20 protein-coding genes and 1 pseudogene are annotated in these 20,231 nt (G+C 73.1%); 9 read left to right on the forward strand and 12 right to left on the reverse strand.

Annotation, left to right across the window (positions count from 1 at the left end):
- Both NR072_RS03285 and NR072_RS03290 read left to right on the forward strand, forming a co-directional pair.
- Positions 1-317 (forward strand): annotated as a pseudogene (locus NR072_RS03285) (Tat (twin-arginine translocation) pathway signal sequence); the annotation flags it as partial.
- Positions 314-1,060 carry a hypothetical protein gene (locus NR072_RS03290; RefSeq protein ID WP_049147412.1) on the forward strand — a complete coding sequence of 249 codons (747 nt, stop codon included), beginning with the start codon at positions 314-316 and terminating at the stop codon, positions 1,058-1,060. The pseudogene NR072_RS03285 and the gene NR072_RS03290, both read left to right, overlap by 4 nt.
- A gap of 63 nt (positions 1,061-1,123) precedes the next feature.
- Here NR072_RS03290 and NR072_RS03295 read toward each other — a convergent pair whose 3' ends face one another.
- From NR072_RS03295 to purS, 4 genes are all read right to left on the reverse strand, one after another.
- Entirely contained in the window at positions 1,124-1,504 is a 381-nt protein-coding gene (locus NR072_RS03295; protein WP_049148007.1) for a YtxH domain-containing protein, read from the reverse strand.
- A gap of 235 nt (positions 1,505-1,739) precedes the next feature.
- A complete protein-coding gene (gene purL, locus NR072_RS03300; protein WP_101965634.1) occupies positions 1,740-4,046 on the reverse strand; it encodes a phosphoribosylformylglycinamidine synthase subunit PurL in 2,307 nt (768 codons plus the stop codon).
- Positions 4,043-4,837: a phosphoribosylformylglycinamidine synthase subunit PurQ gene (gene purQ, locus NR072_RS03305; RefSeq protein ID WP_145950558.1), complete on the reverse strand. Its 795-nt coding sequence runs from the start codon at positions 4,835-4,837 to the stop codon at positions 4,043-4,045. Before purQ ends, purL begins: the two co-directional genes overlap by 4 nt.
- A complete protein-coding gene (gene purS, locus NR072_RS03310; RefSeq protein ID WP_002856633.1) occupies positions 4,834-5,100 on the reverse strand; it encodes a phosphoribosylformylglycinamidine synthase subunit PurS in 267 nt (88 codons plus the stop codon). Before purS ends, purQ begins: the two co-directional genes overlap by 4 nt.
- Before the next feature lie 176 nt (positions 5,101-5,276).
- Here purS and NR072_RS03315 point away from each other — a divergent pair, with 176 nt between their 5' ends.
- Entirely contained in the window at positions 5,277-5,441 is a 165-nt protein-coding gene (locus tag NR072_RS03315; protein ID WP_155395521.1) for a hypothetical protein, read from the forward strand.
- A complete protein-coding gene (locus NR072_RS03320) occupies positions 5,438-5,884 on the forward strand; it encodes a YchJ family protein (protein WP_020621443.1) in 447 nt (148 codons plus the stop codon). The genes NR072_RS03315 and NR072_RS03320 overlap by 4 nt, the downstream gene beginning before the upstream one ends.
- A gap of 40 nt (positions 5,885-5,924) precedes the next feature.
- Here the strand turns inward: NR072_RS03320 and NR072_RS03325 are convergent, their stop codons facing one another.
- The 3 genes from NR072_RS03325 to NR072_RS03335 all read right to left on the reverse strand — a co-directional run bounded on the left by NR072_RS03325 (position 5,925) and on the right by NR072_RS03335 (position 6,880).
- The gene (locus NR072_RS03325) at positions 5,925-6,080 is read right to left on the reverse strand and encodes a hypothetical protein (protein WP_010079551.1); all 156 of its coding nucleotides are present in this window, start codon (positions 6,078-6,080) and stop codon (positions 5,925-5,927) included.
- A gap of 86 nt (positions 6,081-6,166) precedes the next feature.
- Positions 6,167-6,370 carry a helix-turn-helix transcriptional regulator gene (locus NR072_RS03330; RefSeq protein ID WP_002856639.1) on the reverse strand — a complete coding sequence of 68 codons (204 nt, stop codon included), beginning with the start codon at positions 6,368-6,370 and terminating at the stop codon, positions 6,167-6,169.
- A gap of 3 nt (positions 6,371-6,373) precedes the next feature.
- On the reverse strand, positions 6,374-6,880 hold the full coding sequence (locus NR072_RS03335; protein ID WP_020621444.1) for a hypothetical protein: 507 nt from the start codon (positions 6,878-6,880) through the stop codon (positions 6,374-6,376).
- 128 nt (positions 6,881-7,008) lie between these two features.
- On the opposite strand from NR072_RS03335, the gene NR072_RS03340 reads away from it, so the two are divergent.
- Both NR072_RS03340 and NR072_RS03345 read left to right on the forward strand, forming a co-directional pair.
- Positions 7,009-7,308 carry a hypothetical protein gene (locus NR072_RS03340; protein WP_051049981.1) on the forward strand — a complete coding sequence of 100 codons (300 nt, stop codon included), beginning with the start codon at positions 7,009-7,011 and terminating at the stop codon, positions 7,306-7,308.
- 187 nt (positions 7,309-7,495) lie between these two features.
- The gene (locus NR072_RS03345; protein ID WP_020621445.1) at positions 7,496-7,858 is read left to right on the forward strand and encodes a VOC family protein; all 363 of its coding nucleotides are present in this window, start codon (positions 7,496-7,498) and stop codon (positions 7,856-7,858) included.
- 221 nt (positions 7,859-8,079) lie between these two features.
- Here NR072_RS03345 and NR072_RS03350 read toward each other — a convergent pair whose 3' ends face one another.
- From NR072_RS03350 to NR072_RS03360, 3 genes are all read right to left on the reverse strand, one after another.
- Entirely contained in the window at positions 8,080-9,072 is a 993-nt protein-coding gene (locus tag NR072_RS03350; RefSeq protein ID WP_216886635.1) for a GNAT family N-acetyltransferase, read from the reverse strand.
- Between the two features lie 204 nt (positions 9,073-9,276).
- A complete protein-coding gene (locus tag NR072_RS03355; protein ID WP_256836123.1) occupies positions 9,277-11,148 on the reverse strand; it encodes an alpha/beta hydrolase in 1,872 nt (623 codons plus the stop codon).
- A gap of 95 nt (positions 11,149-11,243) precedes the next feature.
- Positions 11,244-12,314 (reverse strand): 3-methyladenine DNA glycosylase, encoded by a 1,071-nt coding sequence (locus NR072_RS03360; protein WP_225348888.1) that lies wholly within the window; start codon positions 12,312-12,314, stop codon positions 11,244-11,246.
- 268 nt (positions 12,315-12,582) lie between these two features.
- Between NR072_RS03360 and NR072_RS03365 the strand changes: the two genes are divergently transcribed.
- Complete coding sequence (locus tag NR072_RS03365) at positions 12,583-15,567, forward strand: S8 family serine peptidase (protein WP_101967237.1); 2,985 nt, start codon at positions 12,583-12,585, stop codon at positions 15,565-15,567.
- Between the two features lie 237 nt (positions 15,568-15,804).
- Here the strand turns inward: NR072_RS03365 and NR072_RS03370 are convergent, their stop codons facing one another.
- Positions 15,805-17,091: an aspartate kinase gene (locus tag NR072_RS03370; protein ID WP_225348889.1), complete on the reverse strand. Its 1,287-nt coding sequence runs from the start codon at positions 17,089-17,091 to the stop codon at positions 15,805-15,807.
- Positions 17,092-17,319: 228 nt separating this feature from the next.
- Between NR072_RS03370 and NR072_RS03375 the strand changes: the two genes are divergently transcribed.
- Positions 17,320-18,333, forward strand: a complete 1,014-nt coding sequence (locus tag NR072_RS03375) for an ABC transporter ATP-binding protein (RefSeq protein ID WP_049147236.1) — start codon at positions 17,320-17,322, stop codon at positions 18,331-18,333.
- Positions 18,330-19,586, forward strand: coding sequence for an ABC transporter permease (locus NR072_RS03380; protein ID WP_049147235.1), 1,257 nt, complete (start codon positions 18,330-18,332; stop codon positions 19,584-19,586). Before NR072_RS03375 ends, NR072_RS03380 begins: the two co-directional genes overlap by 4 nt.
- A gap of 43 nt (positions 19,587-19,629) precedes the next feature.
- On the opposite strand, the gene recR is transcribed toward NR072_RS03380, so the two are convergent.
- The gene (recR, locus tag NR072_RS03385; RefSeq protein WP_002856659.1) at positions 19,630-20,229 is read right to left on the reverse strand and encodes a recombination mediator RecR; all 600 of its coding nucleotides are present in this window, start codon (positions 20,227-20,229) and stop codon (positions 19,630-19,632) included.
- Between the last annotated feature and the right edge of the window lie 2 nt (positions 20,230-20,231).

Below are 20,231 nucleotides of genomic sequence, written 5' to 3' on the forward strand. Positions count from 1 at the left end.
AGGGGCAGGAGCCGCCCCTGAAGTCCCTCCTCGACCAGGTGGGCTTCCCCGCGGCGGACGCCCTCGATGGCGCCGAGGTGCGCGCCGAGGAGGTCGACTGGGACGGCGGCACGGCCTACCGCTATGCCGTGCCCGAGGAGGTCGCCGACGCGGCGATGGCCGAGGGCGACGCCACCCGGGTGCACTCCTTCACGGTGGACGACGACGGCGAGCTGGTCGCGCTCACCGTCGACGACGGCCGGGCCACCCAGCAGTACGCCCTGAGCGACTGGAACCAGATCGAGCCGGCCGAGGCGCCGGAGGAGGTGGCCGAGTGAGGCAGCGCCAGACCCAGACCCGCCGCACCCGACGCGGCCTGTCCCTCGCCGCCCTCGGGGCGGCCGCCCTGCTGCTGACCGGCTGCGCCTCGGGCGATGACGCCCCCGGCGCCTGGGACCGTGCCCGCACCCAGCTCGAGGAGGCCGACTCCGTCCGCATGGTCACCGAGCTGCGGTCCGAGGCCCCGAGCAACGGGCGCGCGGTCCCGGACTCGGTGGACATCTCCGGTCCCGTGGACGGCTCGTCCATGCGGTACGTGTCCGTGTACCAGGACGACGGCCTGATCACCCGAGACGAGTCCCGGATCGTGGACGGCACCGCGTACTCCCGGTTCACGGTGGAGCGCGCCGGCACGAGCGGTGAGGACCGCCCCGCCTATGTGGAGCGCTGGACCGCCACCCCGTACGAGAGCGATCCCAGCGCCACCGGCATGGGCGCGATGGTGAGCTCGCTGCTGGGCTCCCTGCCGGAGTCGGGCGGCCTGGACGACGTCGAGGCGGACGCGGACGGCATCCGCCGCAGCGGTCAGGATGCGATCCGCTACGTGCTGGACGAGCCCGTCTCGGGCCCGCAGGAGGGCGTGGAGCTGACCGCGTTCACGGTGTCCAAGGAGGACGGCCGCCTGCTCACCGTGGAGACCGAGTCCGCCGGCACGAAGGCGGTGGTGACCCTCTCCGAGATGGGCGGGGTGGATCCGGTGCAGGCCCCGCCGGCCGACGAGGTCCTGAAGCAGGACGGCTGACCCGGCCCACGGCGACGGCGGCCCGCCTCCCCTCGGGGAGGCGGGCCGCCGTGTCTGCGCGGGTCAGCGCGTCAGCGGACCCTCGTCACCCAGCGGGGTGGACGGGTCCGAGATGGTGTCCGGCTCGGCACCGTGGCGGGCCGCCGAGGTGATGTTGTCGTTGTTGGACTCGGTCACGCGGTCGTCGCGGACGTCGTTCTTCTTGTCGTTGCCCTGCATGGCATCCTCCACCTTCGTCGTGGCCTTCTGCACCGGATCGGACTTCTTCACCTCAGCGAACTTCTGCTGGGCGGACTCCTGGACCTGGCCGACCTTCTCCTGGGTCTTGGGGTCGTTCCAGAGCTTCTGGGCGTTCTGGGTCATCTTCTCGAGGTTCTTGCGGCCCTCGGCGGAGCCGAGCAGGTAGCCGAGTGCGGCGCCGAGGCCCAGGGTGATGAGGCGCATGGGTGGTCTCCTTCATGTGTCGGGACCGCGCCGACCCTCTTGGACGGGCCGGGCGGCGCGCTGGCGCGCTGTCCTGGGATCACTCTGGTCACCGGAGCCCGCCGCGTCAACGGTTGAGGCGCACGGCCGTGCGAGGGTCGGCGGCGTTCGTCCCCGCCGTCCCGCCCCACGACGACGGCCGCCCACCCCGGAGGTGAGCGGCCGTCGTCGTGCCGGGGCCCGTGGGCCCACGGGGTCAGCCGAAGTGCTTCGGCAGGGTGGCCTCCCAGGCCTCGCGCAGCTCCGCGATCGGCAGGGTGAAGGCGTCCTGGACCTCGAGGGCCGCGGAGTCGGCGTCCACCACGCCGATGCGCACGGCCGCGTAGCCGCGGGCCGTGGTCATGTCCGTGAACCGGACCTCCTCGGTGCGGGGCACGGCCACGACGGCGCGCGCCTGCGTCTCGGAGAACAGTGCGGTGAACAGGTCCACGCCGGCGCGGCGCAGCACCTCGTCCAGCACCACGCGGGCGCCCACGCCGAAGCGCAGCACCATCTCGGACAGGGTGGCCGCGAGGCCGCCGCCGGAGACGTCGTGGGCGGCGTCGATCATGCCGTCCCGGGACATGTTGACCAGCAGCTCGCCGAGCAGGCGCTCCTTCTTCAGGTCGACCTTCGGGGGCAGGCCGCCGAGGTGGCCGCGCAGGCGCGCGAACTCGGAGCCGTCCAGCTCGTCCGCGGTCTCGCCCAGCAGGTAGATCGCCTGGCCGTCCGCGTCCGGGGCGAAGCCGGACGGGGTGCGGCGCAGGACGTCGTCGAGCTGGCCGAGCACCGCCACCGTGGGGGTGGGGTGGATCGGGGTGCTGCCCGTCTGGTTGTACAGGGACACGTTGCCGCCGGTCACCGGGATGCCGAGGGTCTGGCAGCCGTCCGCCAGGCCGCGCACGGCCTCCGCGAACTGCCACATCACGTCCGGGTCCTCGGGGGAGCCGAAGTTCAGGCAGTCGGAGACGGCCAGGGGCACGGCCCCGGCGGTGGTGACGTTGCGGTACGCCTCGGCCAGGGAGGCCTGCGCGCCCGTGTACGGGTCCAGGTAGGTGAACCGGTCGTTGCAGTCCGTGGCCAGGGCCACGCCCATGCCGGTCTCCTCGTCCACGCGCACCACACCCGCGTCGTCCGGGGCCGCCAGGGCGGTGTTGCCGCGGACGTAGCGGTCGTACTGGCGGGTGATCCAAGAGGTGTCCGCCAGGTTCGGGGAGCTCATCAGCTCCACGACGGCGGCGCGCAGCTCCTCGCCCGTGGCGGGCAGGTCCTGACCGGCCTCGGAGGAGCGGAACGTGTCCGCCTGGAGCTCGTCCTGCCAGGCCGGACGCGCGTACGGGCGCTCGTAGACCGGGCCGTCGTGGGCCACGGTGCGCGGGTCCACGTCGACGATGACCTCGCCGTCCCAGGTGATGATCAGGCGGCCGTCGCCGGTGACCTCGCCCAGCCAGGAGTACTCGACGTCCCACTTTGCCATGACGGCCTCGAACGCGGCGACGTTCTCCGGCGTCACCACGGCCATCATGCGCTCCTGCGACTCGGACATGAGGATCTCGCCCGGGGTCAGCGTGGAGTCGCGCAGCAGCACGTCGGTCAGCTCCACGCGCATGCCGCCCTCGCCGTTGGAGGCGAGCTCGGAGGTGGCGCAGGAGATGCCGGCGGCGCCGAGGTCCTGGATGCCCTCGACGAGGGAGTCGCGGAACAGCTCGAGGCAGCACTCGATGAGCACCTTCTCGGAGAAGGGGTCGCCGACCTGCACCGAGGGGCGCTTGGCGGGCTTGCCGTCGCCGTCGAAGGACTCGGAGGCCAGCACGGAGGCGCCGCCGATCCCGTCACCGCCGGTGCGGGCGCCGAACAGAACTACCTTGTTGCCCACGCCGGAGGCGTTGGCCAGACGCAGGTCCTCGTGCTTGAGCACGCCCACGGCGAGGGCGTTGACGAGCGGGTTGCCCTGGTAGATCGGGTCGAAGCGGGTCTCGCCGCCGATGTTCGGCAGGCCCAGGGAGTTGCCGTAGCCGCCGATGCCGGCCACCACGCCGTGGAACACGCGGGCGGTGTCCGGGTGGTCGATCGCGCCGAAGCGCAGCGGGTCCATCACGGCCACCGGGCGGGCACCCATGGAGATGATGTCGCGCACGATGCCGCCGATGCCCGTGGCCGCGCCCTGGTAGGGCTCCACGTAGGAGGGCGAGTTGTGGGACTCGACCTTGAACGTCACGGCCCAGCCGTCACCGAGGTCGGTCACGCCGGCGTTCTCGCCGATGCCCACCATCATGTGCTGCTTCATCTCGTCGGTGAGCTTCTCGCCGAACTGGCGCAGGTGCACCTTAGAGGACTTGTACGAGCAGTGCTCGGACCACATGACCGAGTACATGGCCAGCTCGGCCGCGGTGGGGCGGCGGCCGAGGATCTTCTTGATCTCGGCGTACTCGTTCTCCTTCAGGCCCAGCTCGGCCCAGGGCTGCTCGACGTCCGGCGTCGCCTGGGCGTCCGCGACCGTCTCGATGTTGAACTGCTGGCTCATGCATGGCCTCCACGGCTGGCGAGGGTGGTCAGGACGGAGGTGAAGAAGCCGAGGCCGTCCACGCCGGAGCGGGGGCCGGCGGCGGTGTCCGGGCCGAAGCCCGTCTCCACGGCGTGCTCCGGGTGCGGCATCAGACCGACGACGTTGCCGGCCGGGTTCGCGATGCCCGCGATGTCCCGGCGCGAGCCGTTCGGGTTCCAGCCCTGATAGCGGAACACCACGCGGCCCTCGGCCTCGAGGGCGTCGAGGGTCGTCTCGTCCGCCACGTACTGGCCGTCCTGGTTCTTCAGGGGCACGGTGATGGTCTGGCCCTGCTCGAAGTCGCGGGTCCACACGGTGTCCGCGCTCTCCACGACCAGCTCCTGGTCGCGGCAGATGAAGTGCAGGTGGTCGTTCTTGATCATCGAGCCCGGCAGCAGGTGTGACTCGGTGAGGATCTGGAAGCCGTTGCAGATGCCGAGCACCGGCAGGCCGTCCGCCTCGCCCTCGGGGCCGCCGGCCGCCGTCGCCACCGCGTCCATCATGGGGGCGAAGCGCGCGATCGCGCCGGCGCGCAGGTAGTCGCCGTAGGAGAAGCCGCCCGGGATCACGACGGCGTCCACGCCGGCGAGCGTCCGCTGCGGGTCCGCGTCGGCGTGCCACAGGGAGACGGGCTCGGCGCCGGCGAGGCGGACGGCGCGCAGCGCGTCCACGTCGTCCAGGGTGCCGGGAAAGGTGATGACGCCGATGCGCGCGCCGCTGAGCGGCGTCGTCGGCGTCGAGTAGTCGCCGATGAGGGGGAGCTCGGTCATCGGGCGCCCTCGGCCTCGTCCAGGACGGCCACGTTCACGACGTCCTCGATGACGGGGTTGGACAGCATCTCCTCGGCGGCCGTGCGCGCCTGGGCGAGGATCTCGTCGGTGACCTCGCCCTCCACGGTGAGCTCGAAGCGCTTGCCCTGGCGGACCTGGCTGAACTCGGTGAAGCCGAGGCGGGGCAGGGCCCCGTTGATCGCCTTGCCCTGCGGATCGAGGATCTCGGGCTTGGGCATGACGTCGACGACGATGATGGGCATGAACACGCTCCTGGGTGCGGGACGATGCCGCGGAGCAGGACGGTGTAGATGCCGTCTCACGCCCGGCCCTGGGCGCTCCGCGTGCTTGCCCGCCCAGTCTACTCGGCCGCCCGGACGCGGGATCGTGGGTGTGATGGGGGCGGCACGCGGCAGCCGGCCCGGCGTAGCCTGGCGGCATGAGACCTCAGCAGACCCGTGTGTCCCCGCTCGGCCGACGCCGGCCGATCAGCCCGCTCGGCCCCGCGCTGCTCGCCGCGGCGGCCGGCGTCGTGCTGACGGGAGTGCGCCGCATCAAGGCCCGCTCCGCCCGGCGTCGCGCGACCGGACGCCCGCGCCGGTGACCCGCCCCGAGCCCTGCCCCTGCGGGTCCGGAGCCGGGCTCGCGGCGTGCTGCGGTCGCCTGCACGCGCGTTTCGCCCGGGACGGCGCCCTGACCGCGCCCACCGCCGAGGCGCTCATGCGCTCCCGGTACACGGCGTTCGCGCGGCTGGGCGAGGCCGGGCCGGCAGAGGCGCAGGCGATGGCCGACTACCTCGCCGCGACCTGGGTTCCCGAGCACCGGCCCACCGCGGCCGAGCTGCTGCCGGCCGCGGGGGAACAGGCGCCGCGGTTCACCCGCCTGGCGGTGCTGGACGTGCGGGACGGCGGGCCGTTCCAGGACGCCGGGACCGTGGAGTTCGTGGCCGTCGGCACGGGGGCCGAGGGGCGGTTCCGACTCCATGAGGTCAGCCGGTTCCGCCGTGAGGACGGGGTCTGGCGCTACGTGGACGGCGACGTGCGCTGAGGCCGGGGCGGCGCGTCGGACGGCGGCCGGCGCTGCCGCGTCAGAAGGCGGAGAAGATCCCGGCGCCCACGCTGAGGACCAGACCCAGGATGGCGATCCACGCCACCAGGGTGACGATCGGGCGGGGGCGACGCGGGGCGTCGTCGTGCCAGTCCACGCCCTCCAGCTCCGGAGGGGTGCGCAGCTCTCGATCCATGGCCCCAGCCTCTCATGCCCCACGCCGCCCCGGGCCCAACGCGGGTTGACTTGTCACGGGTGCTGGGCGCCTGGACCCGCGACAACTCAACCCGCGTTGCCGTCCGGGGTGAACAGGTCCTCGATCCGCCGCCCGAACACGGCCGCGAGGCGGAAGGCGAGCGGGAGCGAGGGGTCGTAGCGGCCCTTCTCGAGGGAGATGACGGTCTGCCGGGAGACGCCGAGCTCGTCGGCGAGCCGCTGCTGCGACCAGCCGAGGCGGGCACGCTCGTCGGGGATGGTGTTCTCCACGGCTCAGCCCCGGCGCTTCTGGAGCGCGTAGCGGACGGCCACCGAGGCGCCCGCGAAGAGGAGCAGCCCGGCGCCCACGAGGGGGAGGCTGGGCTGCCACCCCGCCAGGGCGACGACGAACGTGCCCAGGCCCAGCACCACGAGCAGGTCGCCGAACGCGCCGGACTGCGCCTTCTCGAGCCACCGGCCTTCGATGGTCTCCTCGGTGTCCCGGACGGCGCCGCGCAGGGTGGTGCGGTCCACGAGGAACAGCCAGGCGAGGGCTGCGCCGACCGGGAGCGCCGACGCCGCCATGACCGCGCCCGTGACCGCCGGGAAGCGGGGACCGGCGTCGCCCTGGCTCGAGGCCAGACCGTAGGACGCGGCCCCGATCAGCAGGGCGATGACGACGCCGGCCACGAGGCTGACGAGGATCAGTCGCCCGGACCCGCCGCCCAGACGGGCGGAGCGGCCCCAGCGGGGGCGGCGGTCGCGGGCGAGGTCGGTGGTGGTGTGCGGCGTGGTGGCCATGGCGGTCCCTCCGGGGCGGGGCCGGGGTTTGTCCCCGTCGTGTGAAGCAAGCTTGACAGTAAAGAGAGTTTGACGTCAAGTCTGCTTGACGGTGGCCCGACAGGGCGGCGGCGGAGCTGGGCCTCGCCATGGACGCCTCCACCGCCGCCCACGATGCTGGCCGCATGGCCTTCGAGGTGCACCCGCTCACCGCCGACCGCTTCGACGACTTCGCGCACGTCGTCAACCCGAACCGCCGCGCCACGCACTGCTGGTGCCTGTCCCCCCGGCTCTCAGCGCCGCAGAGGCACGCGCCCGGCGACCCCCGCGAGGACACCATGCGGGCGCTCGCTGCGGGGGAGCCTGCGCCCGGCGTCGTCGGTACTCGGACGGCGAGCCCGTCGCGTGGTGCAGCATCAGCCCGCGCAGCGCGATCCCGCGGCTCGTGATGCGACACATCCGCGGGTGACCCGGCCCTCCGCCGTCCGTCCGCCCGTCCGGCCAACGCGGGTTGACTTGTCGCGGGTCTGGGCGGTGAATACCCGTGACAAGTCAACCCGCCTTGCCCGGGGTGCCGCGCCCTTGGCTCGCGTGGAGTCGTCCCCGCCCGCCCCGGCCCGTTCCTGAGGAGCCGCCATGTCCCTCCGTCTCTCTCACACCACGTGGGACGCGCTGGACCCCCACGCCATCGCCGAGTTCTGGCGCGCGCTGCTCGGCTGGGAGGTCGACGAGCCTCACCTCTACCGCCCGGGGTCGGACGAGTGCTCACTCGTCGGCCCTGACGGGCAGGTCGTCCTCTTCTTCCGCGTCCCGGACGCCAAGCGCGTGAAGAACCGCGCCCACATGGACCTGCGCGCGGCCGCCGGCTCGACGCGCGACGCCGAGATCGAGCGGGCGCTCGCCCTCGGTGCCGCGATGGTCGACGACCGCCGCGTCGACCTCGGCTGGGCCGTCCTCGCCGACCCCGAGGGCAACGAGTTCTGCATCCTCGACGGCTGAGCCGACCCCACGACGGCCCGGCGTCTCCGCGGGGGAGTCGCCGGGCCGTCGGGGCGGACCGGGTACCGGGTGCCCGGGCCGTCCGCGGCGGCGGTGGTGTGGCGGGAGTGGTTCGTGGTCATGGGGCCCTCCTGTGGTCGATGCCCTGGGCCGGTGGCCCGGCCCGCCTCGGAGGCTCTGTGGGGGCCGTCCGACCGGACGTTGTGAAGCAAGCTTGACAGTCAAGTGACCTTGTCGTCAAGGGAGCTTGACGCCGGGGCCCGCGCGAACTCCTCCCACGTCGTGGGCGGGGTCAGCCCGAGCCAGGCAGGCTCGAGACGGAACCCGAGGGCCGCGTTCATCCGCAGGGACGCCGCGTTGGACTCGGCGCCGCCGGTTCCCCACTCGCGCCCACCGCGGGCATGGGTCGCCAGGACAGTCGCCGCCTTGACGGCCTTCGCCACGCCACGGTTCTCGTGCTCGGACGCGACCGCGGTGCGGTCGACCTCCCACCGGTCAGGGGAGCGGAACGTCAGGGTGAATCCGATGAGCACGCCTCCCTGGAAGGCCCCCACGGCGAGCCCCTCTGGGGTGGACAGTCGGGCCTCGAGGTCGTCCGGCAGCGGCTCGTGACGGGAGCCGTCGGTGTGCGGGAATCGGGGAGCCGCTTCCTCGTCGAGGGCGCGCAGGGCAGGCAGGTCGACGGCGGTCAGTCTCCGGACCTCGATTCCCCGCGCTTCGGCCACCGCGACGTGGCCACGGTAGGGCGCCAGGTCGGCGTCGTCGTCGAGGTGGAGGCGCGCGCCCCAGGAGCGGGAGCGCACGCTCCACCCGGCGTCGAGCAGCGCAGCGGCCTCGGCCGAGTCTTCGCGGTGCACGCGGGCTTCCGCCCGTGGGTCGGTCACGGGGGTGAGCATCGAGCACGGGATGTGCCCGGAGGCGGCCCCGCCCGGATAGACGTGCGGGAACTCGGCCGAGTGGGGATCGGAGGGGTGTCCCGGCTCGCGCCGCACCCGCAGGCCGGCCCCCGCCAGTTCGTCCTCGTCCAGGCCGACGACGAACGCGTCGGGCCGGTCTGGGTAGATCGCCGCGCCGACCATTCCCACCTGGGCGGCGTCGTCGGAGGCGTGGAGGAAGCCGACGTCGTCGATCGAGGCGCCGCGCGTCGACGCCGTGTAGCGGCCGGTGCGACGCGCGGCGGCCCAGTCCTCCGGGAGGGTGATGTGCAGGATCATGGCGCGAGGCTATCGGCCTCGGCGTCGACGCCACCCCTCCGGCTGCCCATCGCGGGTTGAGTTATCGGGGGTGCGCGGCGGCGGCACCCGCGACAACTCAACCAGCGTTGCAGGGCCGCCCCGGGGCGTGACGACGGCCCGGCGTCTCCGCGGGGGAGTCGCCGGGCCGTCGGGGGCGAGCCGGGTGCCGGGGTGCCCGGGCCGTCAGTCCTCCAGGAAGGCCTCGACGTCCGGGGTCACCGCGCGGGAGTCGATCAGCTGACGCTCAATCGCGTCGTGGGTGATCCGGTTGGCCTCGCGCACGGCGTCGGTGCGCATCGAGATCTTGATGTCGCCCTTGTGCGTCGGGGTCCCGGCCACCTGGACCGGCTGGGTCTCGAGCGGGAGCGGGACGGCGTCGCACAGCGACTTCTCGGCCGGCTGGGCGCCGGTCAGGAAGTAGTCACGGATGGGCGTGTCCACGCACTCGGTGCCGTACGGGAACAGGCCGTGGGTGCCCTCGTTGTCCACGGAGATCAGGGACGTGTTGCGCAGCACGCCGGCGGCGCGGTGGCCGCCCTCGTACGGGGTCGCCGCGTCCAGCTCGGACTGCACGATCACGGTGTTCGGGGCACCCTTGCCGCCGGGCTGGGAGGGCATGGAGGTCTGGGCGGGCCAGTACATGCACTCCGACGGGCCCATCAGCACACCGATCCACGGGGCCTTGCGACCGAGGTCGTCCACCCACGAGGTCCAGTATCCCTGCGAGGTGTTCCACTGGCCGTCCTGGCAGCGGATCGCCGAGAACGCGCCCTCGAAGGTGACGGCGTCACCGGCCTGGGTGGCGGCGACGAGCTGCTCGCGCTCGCCCACGGTCTCCAGGCCGCGGGCGGCGAAGCGGTCGAAGGAGTCGCGCTCCTCGGCCGGCAGCGACGCACGGGCCTCGGCCAGGATGCGCTCGATCTGGGTGCGCTGCCCCGCGGGGTCCGTGGCCGCGGCCTCGGACTCCATGATGCGGATGTAGGCGGCGATGACGGACCCGGCGTCGAGGTACTGGGACGTGTCGTACATGGCAGGCAGCAGGAACGAACCGGCGACGATCATGCCGAGCTGGGTGCGGGTGCCGCCCCCGTCCTCCCAGCGCTGCCGGATCTGCATCGGGTCGTCCCCGAGGCCGAAGATCTCGTCGTGCCGGGCCACGTAGGGGAGCATCGCGTCCTGGAACTGGCGGTCGCGGGAGCGCGGCTGCAGGTCCCAGGTGGTCTGGAGCCTGTCGCGGGAGATGTCGACGGCGGAGTCCAGCAGGAACCGGTGCGCGTGCTGGGGGAAGACGCGCTGGTACCAGCTGCCCAGCCAGGTGCCGTACGAGTAGCCGATGTAGGAGGTCTTCTCCTCGCCCAGGACGGCGCGGATGAAGTCCATGTCGTACACGGTCTGCTCGGTGGTGATGTAGGGGGTGAGCTCGTTCTCGAGGCACGCGTCGACCTGGGCCTTCGTGTCCTGCCACACGTCGTGCTCGGGGTTCGGCGTGTAGGTGCACTCCAGGGCGGTGGACTGGCCCACGCCGCGGGGGTCGAAGCCGATGAAGTCGTACTGCTCGGCGAGCTCCGGGGCGCGCTCGGCCATGGCGGGGCCCCAGGGCAGGCCGGAGCCGCCCGGGCCGCCGGGGTTCACCAGTGCGATGCCCTGGCGCTCCGGGTTGCCCTTCGAGGTCTCGGTCTTGGCCACGCGCAGGGTGATGGTGTGGCCGTCCTCGGGGTTCTTCCAGTCGCGGGGCACCGTGACGTCGGCGCACGCGGTGCCGGGGATCGCGTTGAACCGGGCGTTGAGGCGCTCGCTGCCGAAGTCGCAGGCATCCCAGTCCAGCGTCTGGCCCACGAGGTGCGGCGCGAGCGCGGCGGCGTCGTTGACCTTGTTGCCGCGCGTGGCGGAGAGGTCGTTGGAGCGGGCCTGACCCTGCGATGCGGACCCGTTGCCGTTGCCGTTGCCGTTGCCGGGCGCGGAGAGCGCGGGGGCGGCGGCCGTGACGGCGAGCGAGACGGCCGCGACGGCGGCGGCGAGCGTGGTGCGGCGGCGAGCTGGAACGGTTCTGGTCACGTCAGGTCCTCGAGTCGTTCGGTGCGGAGAGGGCCGGGGCGGTCACCGGATGACGCGAGTGATGCGCCTCACAGCCTGTAGAGCGGCCATCCTAATCATGGACGTGCGCTGGAAGTCCACTCGGCGTCCGGCCCGGTCCCAGGGGCCGCCCCCACGGCCTCGTCCAGCACCGCCAGCAGCCGCACCCGCAGCGCCTGCCCCCGCTCGGCGAACTCGCGCTGCCGCCGCGCGTACTCGGCACGCCCGGTCGGCTCCTCGATCCGCACGGCCGCGTAGCCGCCGCACCCGTCGGAGAGGTCGTCCACCCCGGTCAGGTCGTACGGCGAGGCCTCCATGTCCAGCCGGCGGATGTCCCACGCGAGGTCGAAGCAGTCCGCGAGCAGGCCCGAGGCGACCACCGGCACCAGCTTGTACGCCCACTTGTACAGGTCCATCCCCGCGTGCAGGCAGCCGGGCTGTTCCATCTCCCGCATCCCGGCGCGCGTGGGCAGGACGCCGTCGTCGCCCTCGTTGCGGTCGCGGGCCTCGGGCGCGAAGAACCGGAACGCGTCGAAGTGCGTGCACCGGATCCGCGAGCCCTCCACCACCGCGTCCGTCCCCTCGGCCCCGAGCCGCAGCGGCAGCTGGGAGTGCCGCACCCCGTGCACGTCCGAGCGGTATGCCATCGCCCACTCGTGCAGCCCGAAGCAGCCCAGGCGCGGCGTCCGCTCCACCGTGCGCGCGAGCAGGTCCCGCGTGAACGCCACCCCCGACGCGCGGTCGGCCAGCACCGCCGCCACGTCCACCAGCCAGCCGCCCACCGGGCGGCCGTCGACGACGGCGCCCGCCACCTCGCCGGCCTCGACGCGCCGGTAGTGCTTCCACTCGCCCCGGGGGGTCGTGCCCAGCTCGGCCGCCTCGGCACGGGCCGCGGCGCCGTCGTCGTCCGCGAGGAGGACCCCCGGCCCGGGGTGCCAGCGCTGCAGCGCGGCGGGGGAGTGCGTGTAGTAGCCGAAGAGGAAGTCCTGCACCGGGTGCTTCTCACCGCGCATCCGCAGGGCCACCAGCGGGTCCGTGCGTCGGGCGATGCGCTCGCGGTGCGCCCGCGCATGGGCCCGCCACACGTCGGCGGGCAGGACGACGACGGCGGTCGGCGGGGACGCGGAGGCGGTGCGTGGCTCGGGCATGGCCCCACCATCCTCCCCCGTGGCGCCCCTCGGGAGCGAGCGGGCCCACGTGATGCCGACGCGGGGAGCGCACTCCGGCGGCCCCAATTCGACGGTCCTGGACGTTGCCTGACAAAGATCTGGTCAAACGCCCTACCGGACGGTAGATTGCACGTGTCTCGCTGTGGTGCCCATCACATGGGTGCCGATCTCCCCGTCCCCCGGCGTCATCCCCGCCGGCGTGCCACGGGTGAGAGCTGGGCGGACCTTGATGAGAAAGGCGGAGGCAATGCCTCAGAACCCCACCCCTGCCCGGCGCCGTCGGGCCCTGGCCGCGGCCGTCGCCGGCGCGAGCCTCGTGGCCGCTCCCGCGCTCGCGGTGTCGGCCACCGCCGTCGAACTGCCCGACGGCAGCACCGTCTCCAGCCCGCAGGGCGAGGTGCAGGTGCAGCAGCAGTTCGAGGACGGCCGCTACTTCGTGGTCCTGAAGGACCAGCCGTCGGTGACCGCCCCCGAGGCCGGCGCCGTTCCGGGCGCCGCCCCGAAGGCGAAGTTCGACCCCTCGCACCCGCGCGTGAAGAACTACGAGGCCAAGCTCCAGCGCCAGCAGGCGAAGGTCGCGAAGACCCACGGCGCCAAGGCCGAGATCTCCTTCCAGCGCGCCGTGAACGCGTTCGTCGCCGAGCTGACCGCCGAGGAGGCCCAGGCGATCGCGAAGGACCCGGCCGTGCTCGGCGTCGCACCGGACGAGCAGGTGGCCCCGGACTACAGCTCCACCGAATTCCTCGGCCTGCCCGGCAAGAAGGGCACCTGGAAGTCCGTGTACGGCAAGGCCGAGAACGCGGGCAAGGGCGTGGTGGTCGGCGTCATCGACTCCGGCATCCACCCGGACAACCCGTTCATCGACGGTCAGCCCGTCCAGCCGCTCAAGGGCAAGGCCAAGGTCGGCGTGCCGTACCGCACCGCGGACGGCCAGATCGCCGTGCTCAAGGCGGACGGCACCACCGCCACGGCCGAGTGCGAGACCGGCCCGGACTTCCCGGCGTCGTCGTGCGACTCCAAGCTGATCGGCGCCTACGCCTTCTCCGACGACTTCGAGCGCTTCGTCCCGGTGGACGAGCGGGCCCCGGAGGAGCGCATCTCCCCGCTGGGCGTGTTCTCCCACGGCACCCACGTGGCCACCACCATCCTCGGCAACACCGGGGTGGAGCAGACCATCGACGGCGACTCCTTCGGCGAGGGCGCGGGCGTGGCCCCGGCCGCTCACCTGATCTCCTACAAGATCTGCTGGGAGGACACCGACCCGAACACCGGCGGCTGCTACACCTCCGCCTCCGTGGCCGCCATCGAGCAGGCCATCGAGAACAACGTGGACGTGCTGAACTACTCGATCTCCGGCTCCAACACCTCGATCGTGGACCCGGTGGCCATGGCCTTCAAGTCCGCCGCCGAGGCCGGCATCTTCGTGGCCGCCTCCGGCGGCAACTCCGGCCCCGGCCCGAACACCGTGAACCACGGCTCCCCGTGGCTGACCACCGTGGCCGCGGAGACGTTCTCCAACGAGCTCACCGCCACCGTGCAGTTCTCCGACGGCACGCAGCTCCGCGGCGCCTCCTCGGCCCGCACCGGCGTGGGCCCGGCCGAGGTCATCCACGCGTCCGAGGCCGCCGCCGGCGACGCCGAGGCCGCGCGTCTCTGCCTGCCCGGCGGGCTCACCGAGGAGGCCGCCGGCAAGATCGTGCTCTGCGAGCGCGGCGGGAACGCCCGCACCGAGAAGTCGCAGGTGGTGGAGGAGGCCGGCGGCGTCGGCATGATCCTCGTGAACACCCCGTCCGGCTCGCTGGACGCGGACATCCACGCGGTGCCGACCGTGCACATGAACGACAACGGCGTGATCGAGAAGGTGAAGTCCTCCGACCTCACCGCCACGATCGTCCCGGGCGACACCACCGGCCTGCCGGAGGACCCGCTGCCCCAGATCGCCGGCTTCTCCTCCCGCGGCCCGGCCAACGCCGTGAACCAGGAGCTCCTGAAGCCCGACCTCGCCGCCCCCGGCGTGAACGTGATCGCCGGTGTCTCCCCGCTGGACCCCGACTACCACGGCAACACGTTCGGCCTCATGTCCGGCACGTCCATGGCCTCGCCGAACCTGGCCGGCATGGCCACGCTGCTGATCGGCAAGTACCCGGCCTGGTCCCCGATGGCCGTGAAGTCCGCCCTCATGACCACCGCCGGCGACGTGTACAACGCCGACGGCACCGTGAACACGGACAACTTCGCCACGGGCGCCGGCTCCGCCGATCCGGCCGCCGCCGCCCGCCCGGGCCTGGTCTACGACTCCGGCAAGGAGCAGTGGGACGCGCTGCTGCGCGGCGACATCGCCGGTCGTGACGTGAACGTCCCGTCCCTGGCGATCCCCGACGTCGTCGGCTCGGCCACCGTGACCCGCACCGTGACCGCCCTGGAGAACGGCCGCTGGCGGTTCTCCGCGAACGTGCCCGGCTTCGAGGTGACCGCCTCCCCGGCCGTGCTGGACCTGAAGGCCGGCCAGTCCGCCGACGTCGAGCTGACCGTCACCCGCACCGACGCCGCGGTGAACACCTGGACCCACGGCTCCATGTCTTGGACCACCGCCAAGGGCAAGGCCGTCCCGGCGGTGACCTCCCCGGTCACCGTCAAGGCGAAGTCCGCGGCCGTCACCTCCGCCGTCGAGGGCTCGGGCGCCACCGGCTCCGCCAATGTGGAGATCACCCCCGGCGTGACCGGTGAGCTGACCCCGCAGGTCCTGGGCCTGGGCAGGGTGGACTCCACCGTGGCCGCCGCCACCGCGAGCAACTCGCTCGTGTCCAGCGCACTGGCCGTGTCCACGGTGACCGTGGAGGAGGGCACCCAGTCCCTGGTGGCCTCGATCAGCGCGGGCGCCGCCGGCGCCGACTGGGACCTGTACGTGATCACCCCCGAGGGCAAGCAGCTCTCCCGGGCGACCGCGGACGAGTCCGAGACGCTGACGATCGCCAACCCCACCCCGGGTGCCTACACCGTGGTGGGCCACCTGTACGCGGCCAACGGCGGCAAGGACACCGGCACCCTCGAGACGCTCAAGCTGCGCGAGGACGCGGGCAACCTCACCGTCTCCCCGAACCCGGTCCCCGTGACCTCGGGCAAGGCCACCGAGGCGACCCTCTCCTGGTCCGGCCTGACCTCGGGCACCTGGAAGGGCCTCGTCACCTGGGACGCGGGCATCACGACCGACGTGACCGTCCAGGTCCCGTGACCGCCCACCCCCTCCGTCCTCGCTGACGGAACGGGAGGAACCGCCCGCACGACGCCGGCCCCGCACCTTCACGCTGAAGGTGCGGGGCCGGCGTCGTGGTGGGCGGGGGAGGGTGGAAGCGCCCCGCCCCCTCGCTTTCGAACGTGGGATAGGCCCTATCTCACGTTCGAAAGCGTCCATTCGCCCCATTTCACGTTCGAAAGTCGCCCGGGCGGTGGGGCAGCGGCGGGTGCGGCGTCAGCGGCCGGTGCCGCCGTAGACCGTGGCCTCCTCCTCGGCGTCGAGGCCGAAGGCGGCGTGCACGGCGCGGACGGCGTCGTCGAGCTTGCTCTCGGCGGTGACCACGGAGATGCGGATCTCCGAGGTGGAGATGAGGTCCACGTTCACGCCGGCGTCGGCGAGGGCCTTGAAGAAGGTGGCGGAGACGCCCGGGTTGGAGCGCATGCCCGCGCCGATCAGCGAGAGCTTGCCGATCTCCGGGTCCGAGACGATGTCCTGGAAGCCGATCCGGTCCTGGGCGGCGCGCAGGGCGGCCATGGCGTCCTTGCCCTCCACGATCGGCAGGGTGAAGGAGATGTCCGTGCGACCCGAGCCCTCGCGGGAGATGTTCTGCACGATCATGTCGATGTTCACGTTGGACACGGCGATCACGCGGAAGATCTCGGCGGCCTTGCCGGGCACGTCGGGGACGCCGACGATCGTGACCTTGCCCTCGGAGCGGTCGTGGGCGACGCCGGAGACGATGGGCTGTTCCATGGGAGCGCCTTCCTGAAGGGTGATGGTGTCGTTCGGGTCGGGCATGATCCAGGTGCCCTCGTGGTCGGAGAAGGAGGAGCGCACGTGCAGCGGTACGCCGAAGCGGCGCGCGTACTCCACGGAGCGCAGGTGCAGCACCTTGGATCCGGAGGCCGCCATCTCGAGGGTCTCCTCGGAGGAGAGCTCGGTGAGCTTGCGGGCGGTCGGCACGACGCGCGGGTCGGCCGAGTAGACGCCGTCCACGTCCGTGTAGATCTCGCACACGTCCGCGCCGAGCGCGGCGGCGAGGGCGACGGCGGTGGTGTCCGAACCGCCGCGGCCCATGGTGGTGATGTCCTTGGACTCGGGGCTCATGCCCTGGAACCCGGCCACGATGGCCACGCGGCCGGCGTCGAGGGCCTCCTGCACGCGGTGGGGGTTGACCTTGACGATCCGGGCCCGGCCGTACGAGGTGTCCGTCAGCATGCCGGCCTGCGAGCCGGTGTAGGAGCGGGCCTCGAGGCCCTCGGCGTGGATCGCCATCGCCAGCAGGGACATGGAGATGCGCTCGCCGGCCGAGAGCAGGATGTCCATCTCGCGTGCGGGCGCGTCCTGCGTGAGCTCGGCGGCGAGGTCGAGCAGCTCGTCCGTGGTGTCGCCCATGGCCGAGACGACCACGCACACGCGGTTCCCGGCGCGCACCGTGTCCGCGATGCGGCGGGCCACGCGCTGGATGCCGGCGGCGTCGGCCACGGAGGAGCCGCCGAACTTCTGGACGATGAGACTCATGGGTCGCTCCGGACGGGGTCGAGGGTCGGTTCGGGCCAAGTCTAGGGGCGCACTCTCGCGCGGGTCCGCCAGGTGAACCCCTGTTCCGGATGCTGGACCCGGCGCCCGCGGCCGGTCAGGACGACGGCGCCCGCGGCCCCGCCTGCGGCCCCGGTCGGGCTCGGATCGGCGCCGGGATCATCCCCCGGGTGGATCCGCGTCCGAGCACGGCCCGGCAAGGATGGGGCCATGACCGCTCCAGCACCCCCGCCCGCCTCACCCGTCCTGGGGGCGGCCGCCCACGACGGGATCGTGGCCCACGGCCTCGCCCGCTCGTTCGGCGCCGTCCATGCGGTGCGGGACGTCTCCCTCACCGTGCCCGCCGGCTCCGTGACGGCCCTCGTCGGCCCGAACGGCTCGGGCAAGACCACGCTCCTGCTCATCTTGGCCACCCTGCTGCGCCCGGACGCCGGCGCCGTGTCCGTGGCCGGGGTGGACGCGGTGCGCGAGCCCGTCGAGGCCCGGCGGCGGCTCGGCTGGATGCCCGACACCCTGGGCGTGTGGGAGGAGCTGACCTGCCACGACATCCTCGCCAGCCTGGGCCGGCTCTACGGCATGGGGAAGGCGGAGGCGTCGGCGCGCGCGGACGAGCAGCTCGCGTGGGTCGAGCTCACGGAGTTCGCCCACCGGCCCGCCCGCGTGCTCTCCCGCGGCCAGCAGCAGCGCCTGTCCCTGGCTCGGGCCACCGTGCATCGGCCCTCCGTCCTGCTCCTGGACGAACCCGCCAACGGCCTCGACCCGGCCGCCCGCATCCGGTTGCGGGACGACCTGCGCGCCATGGCCGCAGCCGGCACCGCCGTGCTCGTCTCCTCCCACGTGCTCGCCGAGCTCGAGGAGATGTCCGATCGCGCCGTGTTCCTCCGTGAGGGCGCCACGGTGGCCACCCAGGAGTTCCGCGCCGCCGACGGCCTCGCCCGCCCCTACCGGATCGCCGGGCCCGACCCGACGGCCCGGGACACCCTCGTCCGCGCCCTCGAGACCCGCGGCCTGACCGTCACCGCGGCCACCGGCGCCGGCGCGGGCCAGCGCCGGGACGGCGTCGTGGTGCAGCTGCGGGGTGAGGCCGCCGCGGCCGCGCTGCTCGCGGACCTCGTGCGCGAGGGTGTGCTCGTCAGCCACTTCGCCCCGGAGGGCTCCCGCCTCGAGAACGCCTACCTGGGCCTCCATCTGGAGGGCCCCCGCACCGAAGGAGACCGGCCGTGAGCACCGCCGTCGCGACCTCGATCCACGACCGCCGCCCGCCGCAGCCGCAGCCAGGGGGACGCCTCGGTGCGGCCCAGGCCGTGGCCACCGTGGTGGGCATGGAACTGCGTCAGCGGCTGCGCTCGCGCGGCTGGTACGTGCTGTTGGGCGTCTTCTTCGTGGTGGTGGGGGCGGTGACCCTCGGCGCCCTCGGGCTGCGAAGCCTGGGCGTGACGGAGATGGAGGCGTCCGGCCTGGAGCCGGAGCTGGCGGAGCAGCAGATGCGCGCCCTGGGGCGGACGCTCTTCGACGGCGTCCTGCTCTTCGTTCTCACCCTCTCGCTGCTGGTCTCGCCCGCCCTGGCGGCCAACGCGATCTCGGGCGACCGTGCCGGCGGCACGCTGGCCATCACCCAGGTCACGCTGCTGCGGACCGGGCACCTGATGGCGGGCAAGTGGCTGGCCGCGTGGATCGCCTCCGCCGCGTTCCTCGCGGCGGCGCTGCCGTGGCTGGCGGTCGCGGCCGTGGTGGGGCGCGTGTCCCCGTGGGCCGTGCTGGTGGGGCTCGTGATGATCCTCGTGGAGTTCGGCATGATCGCGGGGATCGGCGTGGCCGTCTCGGCGATCGCCGGGCGCACGCTGTTCGCCGTCGTGGTGACGTACCTGATCGTGGCGGCGCTGACGATCGGCACCCTGGTGGCCTTCGGGCTGTCCCTGCAGTTCCTGCAGACCGAGGTGCGGGCCAACGACGCCGAGTTCGGCTCCATGACGGCGGAGCCGTTCACCGAGGCGGAGCTCGAGAAGATGACCCCGGAGGAGGCGGAGCAGGCCTGGGCCGAGTGGGAGGCGGCGCACCCGGAGCTGTTCGACGGGATCGCCGACCGGTGCGTCGGCCCGGTGACCACCCGGACGATCCCCGACCCGCGGCGCAGCGGATGGCTGCTCGCGGCGAACCCCTACGCCGTCCTCGCGGATGCGTCCCCCTGGGAGGGCGGGCTCGTCGAGGACGGGACCTGGGCGGAGCCCGGGCCGCTCAACCTGCTGTCCGTGGGCCTGCGCTGGACCCAGCGTGACCCCGTCCGGGACGTCGAGTGCCTCGACGGCGAGCTGCGCGGTCTCGACCAGAGCGGCGTGCCGGACCGGCAGGGCACCTGGCCGGTGTGGCCGCTCGGCCTGGCGATGCAGGGTGTGCTGGTGGCCGGGCTGGGCTGGTGGGGCCACCGTCGCCTGGACACCCCGGCCGGGCGGCTGCCCGCCGGCACGCGCGTGGCCTGAGCCGGGCCGGCGTCGGGCGGGGCCTGCTCGACGCCGGCCCGTGTCAGCCGCTGATCAGGCGGCGGCCCTCGAAGGCGCGGCCGAGGGTGACCTCGTCCGCGTACTCGAGATCCCCGCCGACGGGCAGACCGGAGGCCAGACGCGTGACGCGGATGCCCGTGGCGCCGAGGAGCCGGCCGAGGTAGGTGGCCGTGGCCTCGCCCTCGAGGTTGGGATCCGTGGCGAGGATGACCTCCTGCACGGCCTCGTCCTGCAGCCGGGTGAGCAGCTCGCGGACGTGCAGCTGCTCGGGGCCGATGCCGGCGATCGGGTTGATGGCCCCGCCGAGCACGTGGTAGCGGCCCTGGAAGGCGCGGGTGCGCTCCATGGCCATGACGTCCTGCGACTCCTCGACGACGCAGATCTGGGAGCGGTCCCGGCGTTCATCCCGGCAGAGCGAGCACACCTCGTCCTCGGAGACGTTGAAGCAGACCGAGCACAGCCGCACCCTGTCCTTGACCGTGCGGATGGCGTCCGCGAGCCGCAGCATGTCCTCCCGGTCCGCCTCCAGCATGTGGAAGGCGATGCGCTGGGCGGACTTCGGCCCGATGCCCGGCAGGCGGCCGAGCTCGTCGATCAGGTCCTGCACCGCGCCCTGGTACATCC

This window comes from Micrococcus sp. Mcc89 (assembly GCF_024519795.1).
GTDB lineage: Bacteria > Actinomycetota > Actinomycetes > Actinomycetales > Micrococcaceae > Micrococcus > Micrococcus luteus.